General features: G+C 50.2%; 19 protein-coding genes. 8 read left to right on the top strand and 11 right to left on the bottom strand.

Annotation, left to right across the window (positions count from 1 at the left end; genetic code table 11):
* The first annotated feature begins 374 nt into the window (after nt 1-374).
* Nucleotides 375-602, top strand: coding sequence for a hypothetical protein (locus BUA24_RS05000; protein ID WP_143146392.1), 228 nt, complete (start codon nt 375-377; stop codon nt 600-602).
* 247 nt (nt 603-849) lie between these two features.
* On the opposite strand, the gene BUA24_RS05005 is transcribed toward BUA24_RS05000, so the two are convergent.
* From BUA24_RS05005 to BUA24_RS05015, 3 genes are all read right to left on the bottom strand, one after another.
* On the bottom strand, nt 850-2,382 hold the full coding sequence (locus tag BUA24_RS05005) for a phytoene desaturase family protein (RefSeq protein ID WP_072789470.1): 1,533 nt from the start codon (nt 2,380-2,382) through the stop codon (nt 850-852).
* 115 nt (nt 2,383-2,497) lie between these two features.
* Nucleotides 2,498-4,435 (bottom strand): 1-deoxy-D-xylulose-5-phosphate synthase, encoded by a 1,938-nt coding sequence (dxs, locus tag BUA24_RS05010; RefSeq protein WP_072789473.1) that lies wholly within the window; start codon nt 4,433-4,435, stop codon nt 2,498-2,500.
* 96 nt (nt 4,436-4,531) lie between these two features.
* Nucleotides 4,532-6,361, bottom strand: a complete 1,830-nt coding sequence (locus BUA24_RS05015; RefSeq protein WP_178138710.1) for a hypothetical protein — start codon at nt 6,359-6,361, stop codon at nt 4,532-4,534.
* A gap of 183 nt (nt 6,362-6,544) precedes the next feature.
* Between BUA24_RS05015 and BUA24_RS05020 the strand changes: the two genes are divergently transcribed.
* On the top strand, nt 6,545-7,471 hold the full coding sequence (locus BUA24_RS05020) for an NADP-dependent oxidoreductase (protein ID WP_072789479.1): 927 nt from the start codon (nt 6,545-6,547) through the stop codon (nt 7,469-7,471).
* A 146-nt stretch (nt 7,472-7,617) separates the two neighbouring features.
* Here the strand turns inward: BUA24_RS05020 and BUA24_RS05025 are convergent, their stop codons facing one another.
* Nucleotides 7,618-8,325 (bottom strand): SOS response-associated peptidase, encoded by a 708-nt coding sequence (locus BUA24_RS05025; RefSeq protein ID WP_072789481.1) that lies wholly within the window; start codon nt 8,323-8,325, stop codon nt 7,618-7,620.
* An 806-nt stretch (nt 8,326-9,131) separates the two neighbouring features.
* On the opposite strand from BUA24_RS05025, the gene BUA24_RS05030 reads away from it, so the two are divergent.
* Nucleotides 9,132-10,412, top strand: coding sequence for an MFS transporter (locus BUA24_RS05030; RefSeq protein WP_072789484.1), 1,281 nt, complete (start codon nt 9,132-9,134; stop codon nt 10,410-10,412).
* Here the strand turns inward: BUA24_RS05030 and BUA24_RS05035 are convergent.
* The 3 genes from BUA24_RS05035 to BUA24_RS05045 all read right to left on the bottom strand — a co-directional run bounded on the left by BUA24_RS05035 (nt 10,402) and on the right by BUA24_RS05045 (nt 12,884).
* Complete coding sequence (locus tag BUA24_RS05035; RefSeq protein ID WP_072789487.1) at nt 10,402-11,652, bottom strand: EAL domain-containing protein; 1,251 nt, start codon at nt 11,650-11,652, stop codon at nt 10,402-10,404. The two genes, BUA24_RS05030 and BUA24_RS05035, sit on opposite strands and share 11 nt — an antisense overlap.
* Nucleotides 11,653-11,886: 234 nt before the next feature.
* Nucleotides 11,887-12,111: a hypothetical protein gene (locus BUA24_RS05040; RefSeq protein ID WP_072789490.1), complete on the bottom strand. Its 225-nt coding sequence runs from the start codon at nt 12,109-12,111 to the stop codon at nt 11,887-11,889.
* Between the two features lie 17 nt (nt 12,112-12,128).
* Nucleotides 12,129-12,884, bottom strand: coding sequence for a COG4280 domain-containing protein (locus BUA24_RS05045; RefSeq protein ID WP_072789493.1), 756 nt, complete (start codon nt 12,882-12,884; stop codon nt 12,129-12,131).
* Nucleotides 12,885-13,260: 376 nt separating this feature from the next.
* Here BUA24_RS05045 and BUA24_RS05050 point away from each other — a divergent pair, with 376 nt between their 5' ends.
* Nucleotides 13,261-14,964 (top strand): Nramp family divalent metal transporter, encoded by a 1,704-nt coding sequence (locus BUA24_RS05050; protein WP_084660213.1) that lies wholly within the window; start codon nt 13,261-13,263, stop codon nt 14,962-14,964.
* A gap of 118 nt (nt 14,965-15,082) precedes the next feature.
* On the opposite strand, the gene BUA24_RS05055 is transcribed toward BUA24_RS05050, so the two are convergent.
* From BUA24_RS05055 to BUA24_RS05065, 3 genes are all read right to left on the bottom strand, one after another.
* Nucleotides 15,083-16,372: a magnesium transporter MgtE N-terminal domain-containing protein gene (locus tag BUA24_RS05055; RefSeq protein ID WP_143146394.1), complete on the bottom strand. Its 1,290-nt coding sequence runs from the start codon at nt 16,370-16,372 to the stop codon at nt 15,083-15,085.
* 193 nt (nt 16,373-16,565) lie between these two features.
* Nucleotides 16,566-17,075, bottom strand: coding sequence for a methyltransferase family protein (locus tag BUA24_RS05060; protein WP_072789499.1), 510 nt, complete (start codon nt 17,073-17,075; stop codon nt 16,566-16,568).
* 169 nt (nt 17,076-17,244) lie between these two features.
* On the bottom strand, nt 17,245-18,276 hold the full coding sequence (locus BUA24_RS05065) for a YncE family protein (protein WP_072789502.1): 1,032 nt from the start codon (nt 18,274-18,276) through the stop codon (nt 17,245-17,247).
* Between the two features lie 303 nt (nt 18,277-18,579).
* On the opposite strand from BUA24_RS05065, the gene BUA24_RS05070 reads away from it, so the two are divergent.
* The 4 genes from BUA24_RS05070 (at nt 18,580) to argF (ending at nt 21,817) form a co-directional block, all read left to right on the top strand.
* Nucleotides 18,580-18,816 (top strand): hypothetical protein, encoded by a 237-nt coding sequence (locus BUA24_RS05070; protein ID WP_072789505.1) that lies wholly within the window; start codon nt 18,580-18,582, stop codon nt 18,814-18,816.
* Between the two features lie 117 nt (nt 18,817-18,933).
* Nucleotides 18,934-19,083 carry a hypothetical protein gene (locus tag BUA24_RS12440; RefSeq protein ID WP_178138711.1) on the top strand — a complete coding sequence of 50 codons (150 nt, stop codon included), beginning with the start codon at nt 18,934-18,936 and terminating at the stop codon, nt 19,081-19,083.
* A 977-nt stretch (nt 19,084-20,060) separates the two neighbouring features.
* Nucleotides 20,061-20,738, top strand: coding sequence for a 7-cyano-7-deazaguanine synthase QueC (gene queC, locus BUA24_RS05080; RefSeq protein ID WP_072789512.1), 678 nt, complete (start codon nt 20,061-20,063; stop codon nt 20,736-20,738).
* 80 nt (nt 20,739-20,818) lie between these two features.
* A complete protein-coding gene (gene argF, locus BUA24_RS05085) occupies nt 20,819-21,817 on the top strand; it encodes an ornithine carbamoyltransferase (protein ID WP_072789515.1) in 999 nt (332 codons plus the stop codon).
* A gap of 11 nt (nt 21,818-21,828) precedes the next feature.
* Here the strand turns inward: argF and ygiD are convergent, their stop codons facing one another.
* Nucleotides 21,829-22,614, bottom strand: coding sequence for a 4,5-DOPA-extradiol-dioxygenase (gene ygiD, locus BUA24_RS05090; protein ID WP_218587409.1), 786 nt, complete (start codon nt 22,612-22,614; stop codon nt 21,829-21,831).

Genomic DNA, 22,614 nt, shown 5'->3' on the forward strand with positions numbered 1-22,614 from the left:
CAAATCAATTCACTCGTGGAATTTGCACAACTATCGGGACACAACCAATCTTAAGGCTAAGAACCTCTTCATGCCCGTCGGTTAAGGCTGGTGCGATAACGCTAAGAGTAATGAACTGAAGCGTAGTTGGTGTGAGAGACTTCGTAACTGTGTTGGGCGTATAGGGTCTCTTAGGTTTGTTCTCGCCGGCTTTCTTCGCCGACATGGTCGCTTCGCCTTGAACATCGAAATGCGCAGAGCGGTTTATTTCGATGTGGGGTTTATCTGCTTTTGGGGCGAGAACTCGAGTATGTCGTTCAAGCGTTCGGTACCTCTTAGTTACAATTTGCTAGGATTTTCTTTAATTCATCTGTGTGTTTATGGCTAACAGCCCCATGGCTAAACCCTGTGTTGTAGATGGATCTTTGGTAACTAATCAGCCAGTACTGGAGAAGGGTTTTAGCGTAATTGTTGTGGTCTATCCTGTCGAGGACCGTCCTTATGGTTTACTTGATCGTCGAGCACCTCTTAGACGTGTATCGATGATGTTAGTAGCGCCCGCTCTTGGTTTGTATGAGGTTCAGATCTTCTCAAATTTTGCTCGCTGGGTGCTCAGGTTATAAAGCATCCTTTTCTTTGTCCAGTAGAAAATAGATTGAACTGTGAGCGTATTGAGGGATGAAAGGACTCAGCTTTCAAGATGATAATGGCGAGATCTTCGTCGGGCTTGTCTCATATGTAAGCTGTGCGAAACCTGGTTATCTACCTTTGCGTGTAGGAGATAGTGATCATTAGGCTTATGTTATCTATCCGCAGAATCATAAGGCTATGGATCGATGAAAGTACAGAAAGTGCGTATCTGTTGCCTTCCTAGCGTTTCTTTGAGTCCCTCAGCACTGCCAAAGCAGCCATCTTCCCTGGTGTTCCTGCGATTCCACCGGTAGGAGCTGTCCCTGCGCCTGAGATGTATAGTCCTGAAATCGGAGTCCTGTGTTGGCCGAGCGTGCGAGTGGGACGAAAAATGCCAAGCTGGCTCGGAGAAATGTCGATATGCATAGGATGGGCTCCGGGCCAGAGTCCATCTATGTACATCTCCTCGGGAAGATAAGTGTTTACATCGACGATAGTGTCGCTAAAGCCGGGAGCTCGACTCTCGATCGTTGAAATAGCTCGCTCGATAAACTGCTGTTTCTGGCCATGCCAGCCGTCTCGGACGATATAGGGGGCAGCCGGGCATGCGAGATAGATAGTGTGATGGTGACTAGGAGCAAGAGACGGGTCTAATGCAGAAGGGGTGAATATATAAAGGGGGAGTTTGCTAGGCATGTATCCGGCCTCTGCTTCCTTCCATGCTTGTGTAAGGTCGCTAAGGCTATCGACGTAGCTTTGAAGGCCATTCCAGTCTTCAACACGACCTTCTCTATACTGTGGTAGCCTGTCGACCGCTATGTGCAACAGGGACTGAACTACATTCCCTCTTTGAACGCCGCTCAGCTCAGCTCCAGATTTTCCCGACAGCGATGGTTTCAACAGCTCCAGTAGTGCCGTCTTTGGGTCTATGGCTGTTACGACAGTGCGGGCGTAGATCTTCTCGCCTGTCTCCAGCACCACCCCACGCACTTGAGAGCTGTCTCTCTCGATAGCAGCCACTCGTGCGGAGCATCTGAGAGTTCCTCCTAGTGTCTTGAGTCTTAGTACTAAAGCGTCGATAAGCGCCTGTGAACCGCCGATCGCATGCCATTGTCCGAATCGGTGGTAGGCGGCCTGCCAGAGAGCAAAGATAGCTCCTCCACTTACAGAAGGTCCGATTCCTCCGTGAGCTGCAAAGGCGGCTATTGGTCCCCTTGTGAGGTCACTTCTGAGATACTTCGTGAGTAAAGACTCGTAGGGCAAAGATAGATCGTAAATACTTTCAGCCAAGGAAGAACGTCTAAGCTGATTGATTGACTTGATGACTCGGTAGAGGTCTTTTAGCTGGGTTCCACCGCGCATGGCGGGCAGGATCAGCTCGATGTAGGGAAGGGCACGGTCCATGAACTCCTTATAGGCGTGAGCCTCAGCGATATCGACCTGAGCGATAGAGTCTACCGTCTTTTCGATTGAACGGTAGAAGCGAACGATCTCACCCGTCTCTCTTACTGCGACGGAGAAGGGATCCATCTCCATGTAGGTGAGCCCAGCGTCTCTTAGTCCGAGTTCAGAAGGGATTGAGGTCATGTTGATTATGTTGTGCGCTGCGGAATGAAGGTTAAATCGGTATCCCGGAATCCGCTCCTCTGTGCGGGAGCCGCCACCTGGGCGGTCTAGCGCCTCTAACACCGTCACTTGTCGTCCAGACATGGCTAGGTAGCACGCAGCGATCAGACCGTTATGACCGGCACCTATAACTAAGACGTCTTCCATGTGCAACTCCTCTATGGGCTATGTACCTCCCACGTAGGTTTTCGACGCAGATCGCATTGTGGATTAGAACTAGCTAGATCGATATTGGCGTTGTAGTCAGAGGGAATGCGGTCAGCTATAGCAGCGGGGGAAACTTCTCGGATGTGTGCTTCACTAAGGCGGACTCATAGGCGGCCCATATGGTATCTGCAATCCCGTTCTTGTCGAGTTTTAGAGCGCTAAGTATTCCCTCTGGGTCTCCTTGGGCGATAAATTCGACCGGTACTCCGTAGTTGAATACATCCACCTCAGGTGCGACCTCTCGCAGACTGTGGCCGATAAAGTCGCCTGCTCCTCCGTTTACGAACCCATCTTCAAAGGTGAGCACGAGGCGGTGGTTACTAAGGTCTTCGAGCAGATCTTGATCTAGTGGCCTAATGCATCGAGGATCCCACAGGGTAACCGACACGCCCTTAGATGCAAGATCTATTGCAGCCTGATATGCAGGTAGCACCATCTTGCCGACTCCGACGACTGCGATCTCACCCGACCCTGAAATGAGTTTGCGCGCACGCAGTCCTTCTCCTGATCCTGATGCAATCTGAAGCGGTCCGGGCGTCTTGGGAAACCTTATGGACGATGGTCCGGGCAGTGTTAGTGCCGTATCGATCATCCTTTCCAGCTCTTCAAGTGAGCTTGGGGCAAAGACACAGAGATCTGGAACAGACAGCATCTGCACTAGATCCAAAACTCCGTGGTGCGACGGACCGTCGTCCCCAGTGATGCCGGCACGGTCAATTACGAAACACACTGGGAGTCTGTGTAGAGCGACGTCAAGGTTGACTTGGTCGAAGGCACGAGACAGAAACGTCGAATATATTGCAACCACCGGCCTGAGCCCGCCCATCGCCATTCCAGCTGCACCTGTGACCGCGTGTTGTTCTGCGATTCCTACATCAAAGAATCTATCTGGGTAAGACTGTGAAAACGGCAAAAGACCTGTTGGAGCCGGCATCGCAGCGGTTATCGCAACCACCTCAGGACGACTCTCAGCGACCGCAAGAAGGTGCTTGGAGAAGGTTTCTGTGTAGGAGCCACATTGCTCTTCGTTACAGTTCCCTGATGGCTTGCGAACCTTTAGGTCATGGAGGCGGTTTATCTCGTCGTCCTCAGCGGGAGCGTAACCCCGACCTTTTTGGGTAAGGACGTGAACTACGATCGGACCTTGCCACTCTTTTGCTCCTTGTAGAGCGTACTCAAGCTCTGCTACATCGTGGCCATCGACCGGACCGGTATATCTAACTCCAAGTGCTTCGAAGAAAACCCGTGGCTCGATCGCCTCTCTAAGGGCTGCTGTGAATCCAGACCAGGATGTGGCAGCCAACCCTCCTACCGCCGGTATCTCAGATATGACCTTACCAAGGCGGTTTCTCGCCTGCATATAGGAGGGGTGAAGTCGAATCTTGGTGATTGACTGGGAGAGCCTCGAGATGGTGGGCGCGTACGATCGCCCATTATCGTTCCAAATAATTATGATGTTCGACTGAGCGTGACCTATATTGTTTAGCGCTTCATACGCCATTCCACCGGTCAGGGCACCGTCTCCCACAACTGCTACAACCCTGCGGTTGGGGTCTTTGGACTCAGCTCTTAGAGCCTCTCCGGTCATGGGTCCTCGCCCTAACTTCATGGAGGCAGCGAGTCCGTACGCATAGCTTAGCGCAGTCGAGGCATGTGAGTTTTCAATCCAGTCGTGTTCGGACTCAGCCCTCTTGGGATAGCCTGACAGACCATCTTGAGTTCTTAGGGTCTCGAACTCCGAGGCTCGTCCAGTTAGTAGCTTATGGATATAAGCCTGGTGGCCAGTGTCAAATAACAGTATGTCCTTGGGAGACTCAAAGACTCTGTGAAGGGCAACGGTTAGCTCTACTACTCCAAGATTTGAGCCGAGGTGACCTCCGTGGGTGGTTACGGTATCCACAAGGAACTCCCGGAGCTCCTGGCATAGTTCAGAGATCTGCTGATACTCTAAGTTCCTGATATCGGATGGGGACGATATCTTCTCAAGCCACATAAAAACTCCTACTGCCCGGAACTTTCCTTCAAAGCACTCCAAGGCTATATGGTTATCTTAACTCTTGGTGGCGCATTAGTGACAACCTAGACCTTACTAACCTCTACAGCTCAAGTTACTTGTCACGCCCAGACTGTATCCGATAGCGCCCAAGAAGCGTCTCCACGTAAAGCTAAAGTGCAACGAGTCGACACCAACTTTAGGGTTGTGCCATAGCGTTAGTCCACTTTGGCTCTTCGTGAGGCATCCCGACGAAGGGACGAGGAAAGGGGAGAAGTTTATAGATACCATGAGGGTCTTTGTACTATAGACCTTTGTGACTATGGTCTCTAAGCCTACCCTTACAACCTTTGTATTAGGACTTACTATAGGGAGGGGGTATGGCACCCTATAAATTGTGATGTCTTGGCTGCGATAGACCTCTTTGAGGGCTGACTCCTTAGAGGCGAGAAGAGTCGCTTCTTTCACGGCTGAGAAGTCATAAGGTCCCTTTGTAAGGACTACGTAAGCGGCTGACGTGTTGTGCAGCCAAGACAGATATTTCTTATCTGAAAGATTCGACCGATACAGCAGCTCGTTGTTGGGAAAGTCAGCCTGCCGGAACCATCCGCGAACGATCGGAATCTGTGCTGCTGGAAGAAAGTATGCCTCTGCGTGAGTTGGCGTGTCTACGACCTCGACCCTAAATCCTGGCTTTAGATGAGCCCGTAGAAAAGAGATGGCGGGTGACCAGTAAGAAGGTTGGCTCTGTCTATACGCCTGACCAGCGTCTAAGAGTGGTCCTGAGACCTCTGAGTAGGTCCAGTATGCCGAGAGCACCAACAACGCAATCGAACCCACAAGATACGGTCGTACAGTTCTATTCGTATAGGCGTTGTCTCGCAGGCGCACCTTTTTCATCACTTTGGTGGCGATGTAGAGTGAGACGGGCAGGGATATCTCTGAGAGTTTGTTCATATTGGCGCCAACGGGGGTTGGTATGACCATAAGAACGACCGAGATTGCGAGATATAGTGCGAATCCGACGGCTAGGGGATGAATGAAGGGGTGCTTGGATTTACTATCGTCCTGGAGTCCCTTTAGGGAAAGGACTATAGATAAAAGAGAGAAGACGATGATGATTGCGGCGTCAGAGGCAAAAAACGGATAGAAGTTAGAGCTCGCAAAGGCAAGCTCTAAGATGAACACGACTACTACCTGAACCTCCAAAACCACTATGTAATAGGAGCGTGTCAAGACCGCAGTTGCTGAAGCAAAGACGTTGGCCAAAGCCCTATTCCCCTCTTTTTTGCATGAGAAGGTTCTATGGATCTCGATGCTGAATACAGCTATAGCCAAGAATCCTGTCGCCAGAGGAGAGGAGGTTATGGACAGAGCCGTAGTGATGAGGTAAAGGACCCTTTTTTTACTGTAGTATGCAAAAAGTGATACCGCAGCGAATGCAACTCCACTGAGGTACGCGAGATCGCCGCTTTCGACCGAAAACGGCCAAATCACCAAGAAGGTCACAAAAAAGTACCGCTGGTCTTGAGAGTCTCCATTTGGCAACGAAAATAAAAACCCAACACTAAGTGTTACAAGAGTCACAAGGAACTCAGTGATCTTTAGCCCCAATATCTGACCGATAAGGTATGGGGTGATCGAGTAGTTTGCAAATAGATAGGTGCCTTCGTACCAGAAGTTGTTCCACAGTACTATACCATGGTGGCTCAATACGTCTAAGTAGTAGTAGTGAGCAAATACGTCCGTGCCCGGAGGGCCCTTGAATATAAGGACAAGCGTTTCTAGGATGCTGAACCCAAAGGAAAGTACCAACAACCGCAATGCTCTGTTTGATGGTGTTTGTGTCAGGGGTTTCATCTTATAGAGAGCTTTAAAAAAGGAGGTCTTATGCTCCACCTTTGACCTCCTAAATCGCTGTTTCAAGCCAATTGCGCACCTATTGTAACTGATTTGGAGTGACTTGAACCACCCATTAAGCCTACCTATATGGGCTAAGTGAGATGATTAGTATGTAAGAAGAAGGGGTTCTTTAGGTCGCTCCTCAATGATGTGGTTGTAACTTGTTCGATCTTTACTTAGTGAGCCAGTAGTTAGGAAGTGCTATCTATGCGCGCTGTCTTTTATGAAACCTTTGGTGATCCCGATGTGCTTCAGGTGGGTGAGATCGCTGATCCAAAGGTTGGACCCGATTCAGTGTTGGTTAAAGTACACGCTACTTCAGTCAACCCTGTGGATTGGAAGATAATGAAGGGTTATTTACAGTCTCGGATCGACTGTGTTTTACCTATAGTCCCCGGATGGGATCTTTCAGGAGTCGTACAAGAGGTTGGAGCATCTGTATACGAGTTTGAAGCCGGTGACGAGGTTTATGGCTACGTGCGTATGGACTACGTAAAGCACGGAACCTATGCATCTTACGCCTCTGTCCCGGTTAGGACCTTGGCCAAAAAGCCAAAGTCGCTCTCGTTTCTTGAAGCTGGAGTGTTTCCCTTAGCGGGCCTAACCGCCTATCAGGGTCTTGTCCGTCACCTCGCTCTAAGGCAAGGAGAGACGGTTTTGGTCTCCGGAGGAGCGGGTGGTGTTGGGGTATTTGCGATCCAGATCGCCCAAAAATTGGGGGCAAGAGTCGTTGCAACAGCATCAGAGCACAACTTCGATCTACTACGATCGCTTGGCGCAGCGCCTGTTCCTTATGGTGAGGAGTTTGTAGGAGCTATGGCAGATCTAGGGGTTGACAGGGTGGACGCATTCTTTGATCTTTATGGAGGTCAGGGTCTACAGGCTGGACTATCATTCTTGGGCGATAAGAGTAGGGTTGCATCTGTTGCAGACAGTTCCGTGCGAGAGCATGGGGGGCGTTATGTATTTGTTCGACCCTCTAAAGACGATCTTGACGCCCTATCTGTACTGAGTGAATCAGGGGACCTAAAGGCGTTAGTCTCGCATAACTTTCCTTTCGAGAAAAGCGCTGAAGCCTTTGAACTTTCGATGCAAGGGCACGTGTCGGGGAAAGTTGGAATCACCCTGGTCTAGAGCTTTGACCTATTGATGGGTGTTGAGTGCCGATCTCCCTCCACTTTGTCAGTCCTGGACCGTAAAGAGTAAGGAGTTTGGATGTCCAAGACCCAAGGTATCGTTTTGGTACGGTAGATGGCTCGCCTCACATCTCTAAGCCGCATCTAAAAGAGTCTGAGCTGTTCAGTGTACTCGCTGGTGCTAGCTTCGGCTAATGAGACCTCTCTGTCTCCTAAGTAGGACGAGGCTATCTGAGTGGGGTGTAACTTGACCTGATCGGATCTTATAAGCATGTTGGAGATATCCTTAGTCGATGTTTCTCTGGAGAGCCACATCCTTGTCTCTTGTTGGCTTAGATGCAGCGGCTGACGATGATGGATATGCGATACACTCTGCGATGCGTCAGTGGTAATCACTAATACGCCTTCACCGCCAGAAACCGCATCTCGAAGCAGTATGCCAGCCAACTTGGCGATTTGGTTACCTTGGGGATGTATGAGATAGGGAACTCTCTTTCCACCATGTAGTTCGCTCCACTCGTAGTAACCGCTGACCGGAACAATGCATCTTCTTGTCATCAGGGATTTATGGAACAGCGGCTTATCGAGCGCTGTCTCAGCTCTTGCGTTTATCAATAACTTTGGGCTGGAGTTCCCGCCTAGCTTTACTTTTGCGCCAAAACGAGCGATCGATGCTGATGCCTCTTTAGATGACGACTCAGTAGTAAAGACAACGCAGGGCTGCGTTGGACGAATCTGCTTCTCGGAGAGGTACTTATTAACTTCATTGATATTGGTCAACGACAAATCACTGATAAGGCCGGAGTCGACAAGCTCCTCTAGTTCAATTAGCTGCGCAAATCTTCCACACATGGTTCCACCTCGATCCCTAATACAAAGTAGCACACCCCTTTTGTTGCTGGGCGTATGTGAATTTAGAAGATCTGGTAGCGTAGATCCATAAACCAGACGCAAGCTTTGCTGCGTGATTTTCGCCAATCTTCGATCTTGAGCACGGTGTGCGTGGCCTCGTGCATAAAGATACCTCAACATATTTGCTAACAGCGTATTGGTCCTACTTGCGCCACCGTCAAAGCGGGAGTGGTGAGCGATCGATCGATCTTGCGTTACTAGCGTCTAGATACATCTGTGAAGCGTTTGTGATGTTAGGGACCTCATTGCCTGTATCGCCACGCGCTCTTAGTCCCGTTTTTGCTATGCGGAAGCGATTTGGCACCTCTCTTGGCCTGGTCTTAGGATCCATAGCGCTTTGAGCCTAGACGTGATAGTGAGAGCCGAAGCTATACTTAGCAGGACTTGGTCGGATGTGCGCTATTTATACGATCCCGTGATCCTTCAGCGAGAAACCGATGATCATCCGTGCTCGGGTTCTTGAGCCAAGAGGAGTTCGATTGGACTGAACTGTTGTGCAACTCTTCGAAGACACTGGTTTTTTGCTGGTGGTGGTCGTTGGTCGGCTCTGTCATGGAGTTCGAGGGAGTGCCTGCTCTCTGACTTGATCGGTTTGACTTTCGATTCATATTGAAGCTCTGTGGCGACAGACCTTGCTGAGTGCAGTAGATCACAGTAACTGTTTAATATCCATTAATTTGCTTGTAATATGAAACTAAAAATAGTTAGGCGTCGTTGGATCAGGTGCGGGAAAGGGAGGCTCAGACATGGAGGTCGCGCGTTCTCGACTAGGTATTAGCAAGACGTTCAGCTCCCTTGCGATTAGGAACTTTCGGCTTTACCTCTTTGGACAGATCGTTTCTACGACCGGTACTTGGATGCAGTCCGTAGCGATGGCTTGGTTGGTACTCAGACTTACTGGTAGTGGTGTAGATCTCGGTCTTGTTACAGCCGTTCAGTTTCTTCCCGTATTGGTGCTGGGGGGCTTTGCTGGGACTTTGGTAGACCGTTTTGACAAGAGAAAGATCTTGATCGTCACCCAGTCCTTATTTGCCTCTCAGGCTGCCCTGCTTTATATCCTCGTGACCCTTGGCGTTATCCGTGTGTGGATGGTGTTCGCCCTCTCTTTGTACTTTGGGTTGGTGAACGCGGTTGATCCCACAGCTCGTCAGAGCTTTGTTCAGCAGATGACAGGTCCTGACAACCTCCAAAACGCCGTTAGCTTGAACTCGGTAACGTTTAATGTCTCAAGAGCCTTTGGTCCAGCACTTGCCGGCGTTGTGATTGCATCGGTTGGCGTGGGTCCGGCCTTTGGATTAAACGCTCTCTCATACCTTGCGGTAATCGTTGCACTGATGATGATGCGAAGATCTGAGTTCTTCCCATTTCCTAAGGGTTCAAAGGCTAAGGGCCAGTTCAGGGAGGGTCTTGGGTACGTTAAGCGGTCTCCGATTCTCCTACTTACACTTCTTGGTGTTATGGTTGTCGGTACCTTTGCCTACAACTTCAACGTCTCTCTTCCCCTTTTGGCCAAGTTCACCTTTCACGGAGGTCCGGAGACCCTAGGACTTATGAGTTCGTTCATAGGAGCGGGAGCGGTTGTAGGGGGGCTCTGGGTTGCCTCAACTTCTCAGGTAACGCTGAAGAAGCTAGCGAAAATCGGGACTTTTTTCGCTGTGGCCCTTACTCTTTCGTCGATTATGCCAAGCCTGAAGGTCACGTTATTATTCTTGGCGGTCATGGGAGCATTCTCAATAGCGTTTATGTCCCTAGCCAACTCTCTTTTACAGCTCAACTCTCCAACGGAGATGAGAGGCAGGGTCATGGCTCTGTATTCAGTTGGATTTTTGGGAAGTACTCCTATCGGCTCTCCTATAACGGGATACGTAGCCCAACACTTAGGACCGAGAGTTGCTCTTCTAATGGGCGCTTCTTCAGTGGCACTGGTAGCTTTGCTACTCGGCGCCTACATATACGTAGAGAGGCGACCTAAAAGTAAGATCAACTCAGGTGGAGATGTGGCTTCAGCGGTTGCGCCTAGTGCCTGAGATGCCTTTGCTTCTCCGCAATCTCCTCGAGCCGCCTTGCTATCTCCGCGAAGAGGTCGGGGATCTCGATGACGCAGTCCCATTCCCCGGTGGGACCCAAGCACAAGGCTGGATCAAGGCGCGTCTCCTCGTTGCGCTGTAAGAGCCTTTTTGCAACCTGATGGGACTCTTCGTCTGGGCTTATCAGTGCTGAGACTGGGAACTGCTCCCACCTGTTATCCTTTGTTCTTCGATGCAGGCTGTGAGGTTGTCCTTCTTCGTCTACTGTTACCACGTATCTCGCTGAGGAGTCTATACCTTCCGTAGGGTTCAGCGATGGGCTCAGGGAAGCCCTCTTTGCGATGTTTCGTAACGATATATGGTTCGTTGAGTTATAGAGACTTCGACTGGTGGATGAGATGTAATTAGAAAGATCCGAACTCATTGGAGCAAGCTCGTCTTTGGGCTTCCCAAGAGCCCATCCTTGACCGAGCGGCACATTTAGATCGATTAACTGCGTGATCTCGGCTTGAGTCTCTATTCCTACTGCCAGCACCCATCCGCCTATGTCGTCGACGACCTCACTTACCATCTTTACTAGTGCCACTTTGATGGGGTCTTTATCTATTCCGCTAACTAGTGATCGAGTCAACTTTACGATCTCAGGCTTTAGGGCCTCTAATGTCTTCAGTCCTTTATAGTCCACTCCTGTATCGTCGAGGGCTACGATTGCTCCGTGGGACCGCAGCTCCGTGAGGGCAGATGCGACATCGGGTAGTAGATCTTCGGGTATCTGTCCGGTGAGTTCGATAGCGATTCTTGTCAAGTCGCCATCTAGCGACTCACGGACCTGGCTTGATAGCAGTGCCTTAGGTGTGACATTGATCGATAGAAAGTTAGAGGAAGGAAGTTCCATAATCTTCTTCCTAGCCTGCAGGACCGCCGTTGCCTCTAAAGCAGAGGACATCCCGGAGTGATCTGCCGCCCTGAATAGTTCTTCGTAGCTTATCGAGCTGCAGCTGGGGAAGCGTGAAAGAGCTTCATAGCCAACGATTTCGCCCTGAAGTAGATCTACTATCGGCTGCAAGTGAATAATGAGCAAAGAGGGTTCGGCAACTACATCAAAAACACTTAGACCACAGGGCCACTTTTGTCTTGGTAGATGGGTGTTATCTGTGCGATCCGTGGACCCCAAGGTGGCTGGGCTATCGGCTGGTACCTGGCCTGTCACGGTAGCGTCGTCGTGGCAGTGGTTAGTCAAGAAGGTTACTCCCCATATTCAGTCTTTTCGGATCTGGGGGTGTAAACCTTTAGCGTTGTTATCTGTCGAATCAAATCAGAAAACAATCAAGGAAGGTTACTAACTCTCATACAGACGGGTTAGTCGAGCGCTCTGGACCTCTTAGGAGCCGTCTCCATGGCGATGGACGTAGAGGTGGGAGAATGCATGGCATATCAAGGTCACTCCTAGCCTTTTATCTGAGACGCAATTGGACTAAGAAGAGGCCTTTTTAAGCTCATGTCTTAGGGAGAAAAATAGGGTAATCACCACGACCAAGGGAGGGATTAGATAAGGGGCGCTTATGCCCCCTTCGTGTAATGCTACGAGTCCAATTACTAAAGTTGCCACGCCAGCGCTTAGCCCCGGCGTTTCTCCAACTAAGAGGTCCCAAAAGAAGCTGGCTATTGACTTGAGTATCTTAGAAACCGTTTCGATCATATTTTGTTCCAATCACCTTAAGATGCTGAACTCCTTCTATTTGCTTCTGTGACCTGGGCGCTCTTTAGGTATTGAACCAAGAGATAGCTGACCGCGGCGTAAAGTGCGATTAGTCCCACGATAGAGAGATCCGATAGCGGCCAGTGTACATGCAGACCTTCGCCAGACCAGAAAGTACCGAAGGAGATGAGCATGACTCCAACGGCCATCTTCATTTTGTTCTCAGGCACCGAGGAAAGCTGTCTTGACAGGGCCGCTCCGACGCCAAAGACGATGACAGCGGTTAGCACCGCAGTCACAGAAGAGACGAGGAGATGGCCAGAGGTTGTCCCAAGGGTCAGCACAATGATAACAACCTCTAGACCCTCTAGAAACATCCCCTTGAACGCTACTGCAAATCCTACCGAGTCGACGACCTTGCCGCTATTTTGTGTCTGCGACATCTCCTTCACCTCTCGCTCAAAGATTGCGTCTTCATCGTGAAGAGCCTTGAGACCAGAGGACCTAAGGATCGCCTTTCGGACCCACTGGAGACCAAAGATCAAGGTAACAACTCCTACGATGGTTCTCAGTGTGTCGATAGGTAGGACGTGAAGCAGTGCAGGTCCAAGAATCGCGACGATGACGGCAAGCACTAATAAAGCAGTCGCTGCTGCACTGATCGAGGTCTTCCATCCCTTAGTCGTTGCGACTGCTAGAAGTATCGTGAAAGCCTCGACCATCTCAACTGCGCTCGCAAGAGCAACTGCAACTATTACAACAGAAGTACTCATCGGTGTACGATCCTTATCGCCCCTTTTGACTCAGCTTCAACCTTGACGATCAAAAACTGTGATCGTCTCGACGTAGATTTTCAACCTCGACATTGACCTTCAACTAGTCGTCAGTATATCGTTGAGGCGTGAACCCTCAAGAGGTTCAACGCTTAACACTTGGTGAACTGTGGCTCTTAGCGGTTGTTGTGCTAGTACTATGTATTAGGCTTTGTGTGTCACAGGTCGAAAATTTTGTCGTCTATTCGGAGGCTGGTAAACATTTTACCCTCAAGTAGCTGGGTCCAATGGACCCTAAGAAGTAGTTTCGTTCGCAGCTAAGGCGAGTTTCATACTCTCCTTCTGCGCAAAGATCTGATTGGTGGAAGGAGGCAATATGAAGTTTGACCGCAGCGGGGTTAGTACTTCCTCGGGAACAAAGGAAGCGGCACAGGGGAAGCTGGACGATTCGGCGGTTTTGGACTCCGCACATGTTGGTGACATAATTGGTGCCTTTGGGACGGTAAAGGTCGACGACACAAGGTCCTCAAGGTCTAAAGGGTGGCGCAGGCTCTTCACCTTGCTGGCGATTATGGGTCCGGGACTTGTGGTTATGGTCGGTGACAACGATGCAGGTGGTGTTGCTACATATGCGCAGGCGGGTCAGAACTACGGTCCGCACCTGCTATGGACACTTTTACTACTGATACCGGTGCTTTACGTCAACCAAGAGATGGTAGTTCGTCTCGGGGCTGTCACTGGAGTGGGTCACGCCAGACTTATATTCAACAGATTTGGTAAGTTCTGGGGTGCATTCAGTGTTATCGATCTATTTATCTTGAACGCACTTACGATTGTGACGGAGTTTATCGGAGTTGACCAGGCCTTTAGGTACTTTGGTCTTCCCTCTTACCTTGGGATTCCGGTCGCTGCAGTCTTACTGTTTCTATTTGCTTCAGGAGGAAGTTTCAGGCGATGGGAGCGCTGGATGTATCTTCTGATAGCCTTCAACCTTGCAGTTATTCCAATGGCTATCTTTGTTCATCCAAACTACGGTCAGGTCGTGAGCAATACCATCATTCCATCGTTCCCTGGAGGGATAAACGCCTCCTTGTTGTTGCTGATCATAGCGATTGTGGGTACAACGGTTGCTCCTTGGCAGCTTTTCTTTCAGCAGTCAAACGTAATAGACAAGCGGATCACGCCAAGGTGGATACCCTATGAAAGGATAGATACCGCAGTTGGCGTGGTCCTTACGGAGATCGGTGCGGCGGCCCTACTAATCGTGCCAGCGTATGCTCTTGCTCATACTCATGCGTTTGGAAACTTTACCTCTGCTCTTGGTACAGCTGTAAGTCTGAGGGCGCATGCGGGATCTGTAATAGGGGACCTCTTTGCCCTGGTACTCTTAGATGCCTCGCTAATAGGCGCCTCAGCTGTAACGCTCTCTACAACTTATGCTCTAGGCGACGTATTCAATATACGGCACTCTTTGCATTGGAGTCCGAGAAGAGCTCCGGCCTTTTATCTCTTTTACGCAGCACTTTTGGTGGTTAGTGCAGTAATAGTTCTAATCCCACACTCGCCCTTGGGTCTTATCACCACCGGAGTCCAGGCTCTCGCTGGTATATTGCTGCCTTCTGCGACGGTGTTTTTAGTTCTCCTATGCAACGACAGGGTCGTACTGGGACCCTGGGTTAACTCAGTCGCCCGAAACATCGTTAGTGGCGTAATAGTGTGGATACTCGTTCTTCTATCTCTAGCCCTCACAGCGGCAACGGTATTTCCTAATCTGACCGGTACCCAGCTTGTGCAAGGACTAGGAGTTGGAGCTCTTGTTGGAGCCCTTGGAGGCGTAGTCCTGCTTGTAAGGGGACGTTTAGAGTCAGCTACATACGATAGGACTACACCTTCTATGAAGATGGATCGAGCTGCCGTTTTGAAAGAGCGCGAGAACTGGCGCATGCCCAAGTTAGACAAACTCGCAAGAGCCGAGATGAGTATAGGAAGAAAGCTGGGGCTTGGCACCCTAAGGGCCTACTTGGTTCTGGCCTTTGTGATGGTAATCGTAAAGGTAGTGCAGCTAGCCTCCGGTCATTGATAGAGGTTATGGGAGACCTATAAAGCACTTACGTTATTGGTGTTGAACTACTAATAGAAAAACTACACGACTAAAGGAAAGTTAGTCGTGTAGTTTTTACCCCTCTGAAATGGATGTTTTACTTGTTCCAAGGTAGTTTGAAGTGAAATCCAGAGCTTCGCTCCAAGGCATCGACTACGTCGTCTGCAAGAACCCGTCCTATTGGAAAACCTTCTTCATCCACGACGACCAAAGAGCTTGATCGAGCCTCTATTAGCGTCTTTACTACCTCACGTAAGGGGGCTTCTGCGTCTATATACAATGGATCGTGTTCTCCAAGTAGGCTGCCGACCGCTTGCGATGAATCGGCGATAAAGAGGTCGAATAGGTGGACGTCGCCGAGGTACTTTCCGTTTTCGTCTACGACGACGGTAGCGTCGATGTCGGTGGAGTGATCCTTGGCTGCCCGCATCTTTTCAGCTACTTCACTTATTGTATCTTGCGGACTGGATATAACAAGCACGGTAGTCATAAATCCCCCCGCCATAGTCTCGGGGTACTCTAGTGACTCCTCGAGAGCCTCGGAGACCTCTGGTGGAAGCTTTGCAAGTATCTCATCTGCCTCAGCGCGACCTAAGTCTCGCAAAGCGTCTACCGCCTCATCAGGTTCCATCTTTTCGATTAGCTTTGCTGCTACCTCAGGAGGCGTGTCCACCATGAGATCCTCTACCTCTTCTGGCTCCATCTCCTCTACAGCGTCTGCTAGATCAGAGAGGTCCATAGAGGCCGTGAACTCATCACGTGCTTCATCGTCTAATTCCTGGAGCAGGTCTGCCAGCTCCCCGGGTCTTAGCCTACGCAAACCTTCGTGTAGCTCCTTGAGCTTGAGTTCTGAGTCGGCCTCTCCAAATGGTTGTACCAAAGACCAGTCGATGAGACCTGAGTCAACCTTGCTCAAGGCCTTTAGACCACGACGCTTCTCTGGTCCAGAGACCCCGACCAGGTACATCGTCTGTCCGATCCAGGCTAGGTATAGCTCTTTGGCGATTACCACAGATGCGCCTTGCACATCGACTATCTGGCGTCCAATTACATCTGCCTCTAGTCTGAGTTCCCCTCGCCTACGCTCCCACTTGCCGGGACCTGCGCCTAGATATCTGATCGTTCTTGTGGACGCTTGGAACACCTCTATCTTGGATGCAGGAACCAAAAGCTCACTTTCACTGTTTTGATCTTTGATTACCATACCCTTTACGTCAGGGTAGATGGCGTCCCCGCTCCACTTCACGACGACATCGATTACACGCCCTAAGGAGTGGCCAGATGCATCACTTACAGACTTTGTAAGTATTACATTTAGAGGAATAAGAGAAGACCTGACCGCCAGACGGTCCAAAAGGGTTATCCTTCTGATTCTTCGGATACTCACGTTAGAACTCGCTTTCCGCCACCGACCCTTTTATGTCGTGACGACTTGTTAGCGTCACCATAGACGCTTCCCTTATCTAAGTTGTGTGGAGCCTATATCACCTAAGTATACAACTTGCAAGGTTCTGGGTCTTGAGTTTTGCCGTTCACCATGGGCAAGACAAAGTCTTTATAGAGGTGGAGACAGAGCAGTCCTATACTTTGGAAGAAATGGGGGATCCGATCCAGCGTGCGGTTTTATCTCGATATTCGATGTAACTGTTGACAAATTGCTCTGTCAGATACCGCTCTTCGCCCGGAACAATAACTCTATCGACGTAGATCCATCCAGCTGCCGTCGCAACCATACCAGCGATGGATCTGTTAGCAAAAGAACGCCCTAGGGCCGCAAGTAGAGAACCTAAGTATATGGGATTTCTAGAAGCAACGAAGGGACCCGAGGTCACAACTTTAGACTTTTGGTTCTTTGGATTTGGACTTTGACCCTCTTTGATCATATACACGGCCGCAGTAGCTGAGACGGTGAACCCGGTAAGGGAAAGGAAACTTCCGATAGCTTTCATGGCGGCGCAACCACTAGCGTCTTTGCGTTTTCTTCGATATTTGCTAAACGATACTCCCAGTTCAGAGAGTGACATCAACAGTATTGGAGGAGGGATGTGTACTTTGCTAGCAAACCCGATGATACCATTTGAGTCTTTCATATGATATCAGGCTATCGGACTTTTTGAGTGGGCGCTTATCTCGGGAACGCCTGACGGTCGTTTCTACATAAAGGTTTGAGGAAGAACTAAGGCCAGAGCTAGGTCTGGCCTTAGTTCTTGTGATGACGAGATTTATCTCCCTCGTGGCACCTGCAAATTGGATATTTGATTACTTGGGCTGGATCTTGATGACCGTGATGGTAGCAGATCCCTGGTTAGCGACGTACGCGTAACCTGTCTTCTTGTCGATGCCTACCCCTTGGGGCTGAATTCCAGTTGGCAAAGTAGCCAATACCGAGTTGTCTTTCGTGTCGATCACTGTTACCTGGTTTGATCCGCTGTCGTTGACGAATAGGGTCTTTGTTTTCGAGTCAAGGGCGAGACCGTGCGGAGAAGAACCGACAGGAATATTTTGTACTACGCTTGATCCCTTTACAACTGCGACGCTGTTAGCACCTGCAAGGCCGACGTAAACCGTTGCGTTATGCGGATCTGCCAGGGCCCACCAAGGATTTGCGCCTACTACAGTCGTAGAGACCACTTGATCCGTCTTGGCGTCAATGGCGGTGATCGAGTCTCCTGCGGGGTTTACTGCACCTGTAGGTGAGATTCCTGTATTTGCCGAGTAAACCATCTGATTAGCAGGATCGTAAGATACTCCCCAAGGATTAGGTCCGACGTTGATTTGGTCGGTTACCATGTTGTCCTTCATGTTAACCACGTCGATTTGGTTGGTGCCGATGTTGGATACAAATACCTCGTGAAGCGAGTTTGAAAGCGCTAGTCCGTGAGGATGTCCGCCTACGTTGACTCGAGCCTCTAGGGCGTATGTCCTTGCGTTGATAACGTCGAGGAGACCTCTGGCTATGTCGGTAACGTAGACGGTCTGCGTTGCTTGATCCACCATTACCGTGTGTACAACGCCACCTAAGTAGATGGTGTCAACTACCTTGCCGTCCTGAGGGTCGATTACTGTTAGTGTTCCTTGTGCTAGGTGGCTGACGAAGAGGCGGTTGGTTCTTTGATCTACGCCTATGAAGTGAGGTGTGGGTGCCCCAGCGCTGATAGTCTTAATTACTTCAACCTTGGGCTGGTTGTGTCTGAGGGGAGATGCGAATGCTGGTGCCTCCATGAACGCCGAGGCTGCTGCGACGGCTAGCGTCATCGACGCAGCGAACGAAAATACCTTTTTGGCTCCCATATTGTTCCTAAACCTTTCTGTTTACTTTTAAAGTTGTACGGACAAGTTATTGGGTTGATCCTTAATGCTTCGTGAAACTGGCTGACTTCTATGTCAGAAGGTCGTTGTTTGATGCCAACTGGACACAAAGGGCAAGAACTACCTTGGTGCATACCGAAGCATCTACGACTGTCATAGGCGTTACTTTGTAGATAAAGATGCCAGATCACCGTTATTGGGGATGGCTTGGTAAATGGATAGAGATGCAGAACTGCGTGATTTTACAGAAACCATGAACAAGGTCTTTGCACTTGCACTGTCCATGTGTCAGACGATGACAAAGACCTACTGACGAGAGTGCTTTTTGGGTTTTTAGAGTCGGACTTTGCAGCGACCCTAGTGGTAGCACCGTCTCACCCTAGTTTTAGGCTACTTGACGTCCAAGGGTTCTTCGATGCATTTGAGGCGGACCCAGAGGTAACACTTGAGTGGACAGCTGTGCAATCGAGGAGATCCGGTACCTTCTATACCTTTCACGCTCAAAGGAGAAAAGGCAGCTAAGGTAGGCCCAGTCACCTACGTGCATAGATCCGCCTCTTCAAGTACTTATAGACGTGGTGTGGACTATGGGGTCTTTATGTTGCAGGGGGAGGAGTCTTGGTTTGCAGAGGGGTTACGTTGGGACCAGCAAATGCAGCGGGTGTTCTTGGAGCTCTTTTTGCCCAGCCAGTCGGCGGCTTTGGATCTGATGAGACGCTTCAAAAGTTACCTGCGCTTCGAAAGTGTGATGCAATAGGGCGTGCTAACCTTTGGCGATTACGAGGCTAACCCGGTTGGTCTGCGGTCGTTACTCAAGAGACCTGTTCTTGACCGCAGTGATCTGATACTCCCGAAGGAGGTCTTTGAAGCACTCGATCGGTTCGTCCCTTTAGCCCAGGCTCTGGAGCAGAGGTTGAGAGACTCGGGTCAGCATCTAAAGAGTGGAGTTCTTCTCTATTGCCCTCTCGGAACTGGAAAGCCCCTTATCGTTAGGTAGCTAATCAGCCAGCTTCAAGAAGCACCGTCTCTATCCTCTCGGGGAGACAGTTGCATATGGTATCTCAGATCTCGCGGCTGGCTTGCGATCTACAACTGTCGTTAGTTATTGTAAACGATGTCGATCTGATCACAACCGTTGGAGAGCTCTCAACTGGTGCTAGTCCTATGCTGTTTGAGCTTATGAACCTGATAGACGGCGTAGATCTTGAAGCAACATTGCCTTCATTCTAAGTACCAACAAAGTCGATACCCTCGGGGGGCACTGGCGGATCGAACTGGGAGGATCGATCTGGCTCCTTAGACATAAAGCAATCACTGCGGGGTCGTGTAGAGCTGCTCGGGCTTTGTGGGAGAGATGTCGGACTCTGATCTATCTCAGAAGAGGCAGAGCCGTTACTAAAACTTACCGAAGGCGTAAGTGGGTCTCACATGAGGCAACTACTTAGGCGCGCTGTGATAACACTTGCCTCGGAGGATTAAGGGGTTACGAGAGTCGGTGTCCCTGAACTTATCGACGTAGCGCGTAAGGGGAGTGAAGAACGCGAGGGACTGATAGACAGACCACTTGGTGGATCGAAGATCTGAACGATCCGGTAGGAGCGTCATAGTAGATTTCTCGTATGCAGAGTGTTGTGTCGAACGCATTGGGATGGCGGATTCCTTATCTATGGCGTTGATCTCCCCTTTGCGCTAGGGTTCCTCGCCGTTTGTTTTTAGGCTGGTAGCGTTCAAATGTGGTCTTAGTGGCCCCTCTAAGAAGGTGGTTTATGTCAAAGGCAGTCGTATTGCTTAGTGGTGGACTTGACTCAGCGACCGTAATGGCCCTCGTGGGGAGCGAGGGGTACGAGATCTACGCCCTGAGCTTTGACTATGGTCAGCGCCACCGGGTCGAGATCGAAAGTGCTAGAAAGCTTGCGCAGAGTTACGGGGCTCTCCATGTGGTTGTTCCGCTTCCATCTGTTTCGTTTCAGGGATCGTCTCTTACCACAAAGGAGCTTAGTGTTCCAAAGAGAGAGAAATTAGGGGAGGGGATTCCCAACACCTACGTCCCAGCTCGCAACACAGTGTTTCTTTCATTTGCTCTTGGCTTTGGTGAGACTGTTGGCGCGTTTGATATCTTTATTGGAGCCAACTCCATAGATTACTCAGGCTATCCAGACTGCAGATATGAGTACCTAACAGCCTATGAACAGATGGCGAATTTAGCACTAAAGGAGACAGTCGAGGGACGTGCCAAGGTGAAGATTCATGCCCCTCTCCTGTCACTAACTAAAGCAGAGATAGTTGCACTCGGACTTTCTCTTGGAGTTGACTACTCGATAACCCATAGCTGCTACGATCCTGATGAAGAAGGAAGAGCCTGTGCGAGATGTGACTCCTGTGCAATTAGGCTTAGAGCCTTCGCCGAGAATAACGTTGTAGACCCGGCGCCTTATAGATACTAACCTCTGACCCATGGGGAGTTATTTGTGGAGCCCGATGGCGTTATCGTTAGATCTCTTTAGATAGCAGGAGAAGACAAAGGGTGGACTTTCAACGCTGGAAGGGTAAGAGTTACCTCGCAGAAAAAGACTTTGACGCTACGTCTTTGCTCGAGATTGTGGACCTAGCCAAATCCCTCAGAGCCAAGACCTCCTCTGAGAGGACCAAGCACTTAGAGGGTAAAAGGATCGCCCTTGTCTTTGAGAAGGACTCAACCAGAACTCGATGCGCATTTGAGGTCGCTGCTTATAGACAGGGAGCCCTTACAACCTATCTAGGACCGACCGGTTCGCACCTTGGACGAGAGGAATCAGTAGCTGATACCGCCAAGGTGCTCGGGCGGATGTACGATGCCATCGCGTATCGTGGCTTTGCGCAGGAGACTGTGGAGACTCTCGCACAACACAGTGGTATGCCCGTGTATAACGCTCTAACCGACCAGTGGCACCCCACCCAGTCGCTAGCAGACGTGATGACTATGACCGATCACGTCACTAAGGCTCTCTCAGAGATCTCGTTTTGTTTCGTGGGTGACGGAAGGAACAACGTCGCAAGATCCCTTTTAATCACAGGGGCGTTGTTGGGTATGGACGTCCGAATCTGCTCACCGAGTGCACTTTGGCCCGATTCAAAGACGGTGGCTCAAGCCGAAGAGTTTGCCCGTTCGTGTGGAGCAAGGGTACTGGTTAGTGACAACCCCGAGGAGGCCCTCTTAGGTGTGGACTTTATCTACAGTGACGTGTGGCTCTCAATGGGAGAACCGAAGGAGCTTATGCACTCCAGAGTAGAGATGCTTGCGCCCTATCAGGTAAACAAGGAACTTTTGGAACTGGTTGGACATGGCAACTGGCGCTTTATGCACTGCCTTCCAGCGCTTCACGATAGATCGACTGAAGCTGGGAGTGAGCTTGGGCGTCTGTATGGAGACAGTGCATTTGAGGTAACAGATGAGATCTTCAACTCTGAGAGATCGATAGTCTTTGAACAGGCAGAGAACCGCTTATACACGATAGAGGCCCTCATGGTGGCGACCCTGTCGTAGGGTACAGCCCCTCAGGAGTACGAAACAGACAACATGGAGATGCCAGCTCCGCCAAAGCCCGTGGTGGGAAAGCTCAGGTCGTCTTCTTGGTCCTTGGCGCCTAAGACATAAAGGAGTGGCAGGTAGTGATCCGGAGTAGGGATCGAGAGTTCTGCCTCCTTCCCAAGTCGATCGAAGTTGATAAGAGAGCTGAAGCGCTCTTGAGCTAACAGATCTCTTACCATGGCATCGAACGTCACGTTCCAGCTCTCTGGTGGTCCGCCAAGGCCGTGCTCTGACTGAAACGTTGCGGCGAGATTGTGAACCACGTTTCCGCTTCCAAGAATGAAGACACCCTGCTCTCGGAGCGGAGCAAGGGCCTTCCCAATCTCAAAGTGCTGTTTTGGAGTGAGGGTGGCGTCTATGGAGAGCTGGACAACGGGGACGTTGGCCTCAGGGAACATCTGCATAAGCAAAGACCAGGTTCCATGATCCAACCCCCAGCTCTGATCCATTACTACCGGTCTTTGTGGAAGAAGGTCTGCGACAGCCTTAGCCAACTCTGGATCTCCCTTTGCTGGATAGCTAACCTCATAGAGTCGATCTGGGAAACCTCCAAAGTCGTAGATGGTTCTAGGTGCGCTCATCGCCGTTACGCCTGTACCTCTTGTGTACCAGTGAGCCGAAATACAAAGGATCTGCCTCACCTCTCGACCTAGAGACTCTGAGTACTTTTGCCAGCTCTTTGTGAAGTCGTTTTCTTCGATTGCGTTCATAGGTGAGCCGTGTCCGAAAAATGCTACCGGCAACTTTGTCAC

Source organism: Ferrithrix thermotolerans DSM 19514 (assembly GCF_900128965.1).
GTDB lineage: Bacteria > Actinomycetota > Acidimicrobiia > Acidimicrobiales > Acidimicrobiaceae > Ferrithrix > Ferrithrix thermotolerans.

What these genes read in the sequence shown, in the direction of transcription:
- BUA24_RS05000 (WP_143146392.1), top strand. Translation starts at nt 375, where the DNA reads ATGGCTAAACCCTGTGTTGTAGATGGATCTTTGGTAACTAATCAGCCA.
- BUA24_RS05005 (WP_072789470.1), bottom strand. Translation starts at nt 2,382, where the DNA reads ATGGAAGACGTCTTAGTTATAGGTGCCGGTCATAACGGTCTGATCGCT.
- dxs (WP_072789473.1), bottom strand. Translation starts at nt 4,435, where the DNA reads ATGTGGCTTGAGAAGATATCGTCCCCATCCGATATCAGGAACTTAGAG.
- BUA24_RS05020 (WP_072789479.1), top strand. Translation starts at nt 6,545, where the DNA reads ATGCGCGCTGTCTTTTATGAAACCTTTGGTGATCCCGATGTGCTTCAG.
- BUA24_RS05025 (WP_072789481.1), bottom strand. Translation starts at nt 8,325, where the DNA reads ATGTGTGGAAGATTTGCGCAGCTAATTGAACTAGAGGAGCTTGTCGAC.
- BUA24_RS05030 (WP_072789484.1), top strand. Translation starts at nt 9,132, where the DNA reads ATGGAGGTCGCGCGTTCTCGACTAGGTATTAGCAAGACGTTCAGCTCC.
- BUA24_RS05040 (WP_072789490.1), bottom strand. Translation starts at nt 12,111, where the DNA reads ATGATCGAAACGGTTTCTAAGATACTCAAGTCAATAGCCAGCTTCTTT.
- BUA24_RS05045 (WP_072789493.1), bottom strand. Translation starts at nt 12,884, where the DNA reads ATGAGTACTTCTGTTGTAATAGTTGCAGTTGCTCTTGCGAGCGCAGTT.
- BUA24_RS05050 (WP_084660213.1), top strand. Translation starts at nt 13,261, where the DNA reads ATGAAGTTTGACCGCAGCGGGGTTAGTACTTCCTCGGGAACAAAGGAA.
- BUA24_RS05060 (WP_072789499.1), bottom strand. Translation starts at nt 17,075, where the DNA reads ATGAAAGACTCAAATGGTATCATCGGGTTTGCTAGCAAAGTACACATC.
- BUA24_RS05065 (WP_072789502.1), bottom strand. Translation starts at nt 18,276, where the DNA reads ATGGGAGCCAAAAAGGTATTTTCGTTCGCTGCGTCGATGACGCTAGCC.
- queC (WP_072789512.1), top strand. Translation starts at nt 20,061, where the DNA reads ATGTCAAAGGCAGTCGTATTGCTTAGTGGTGGACTTGACTCAGCGACC.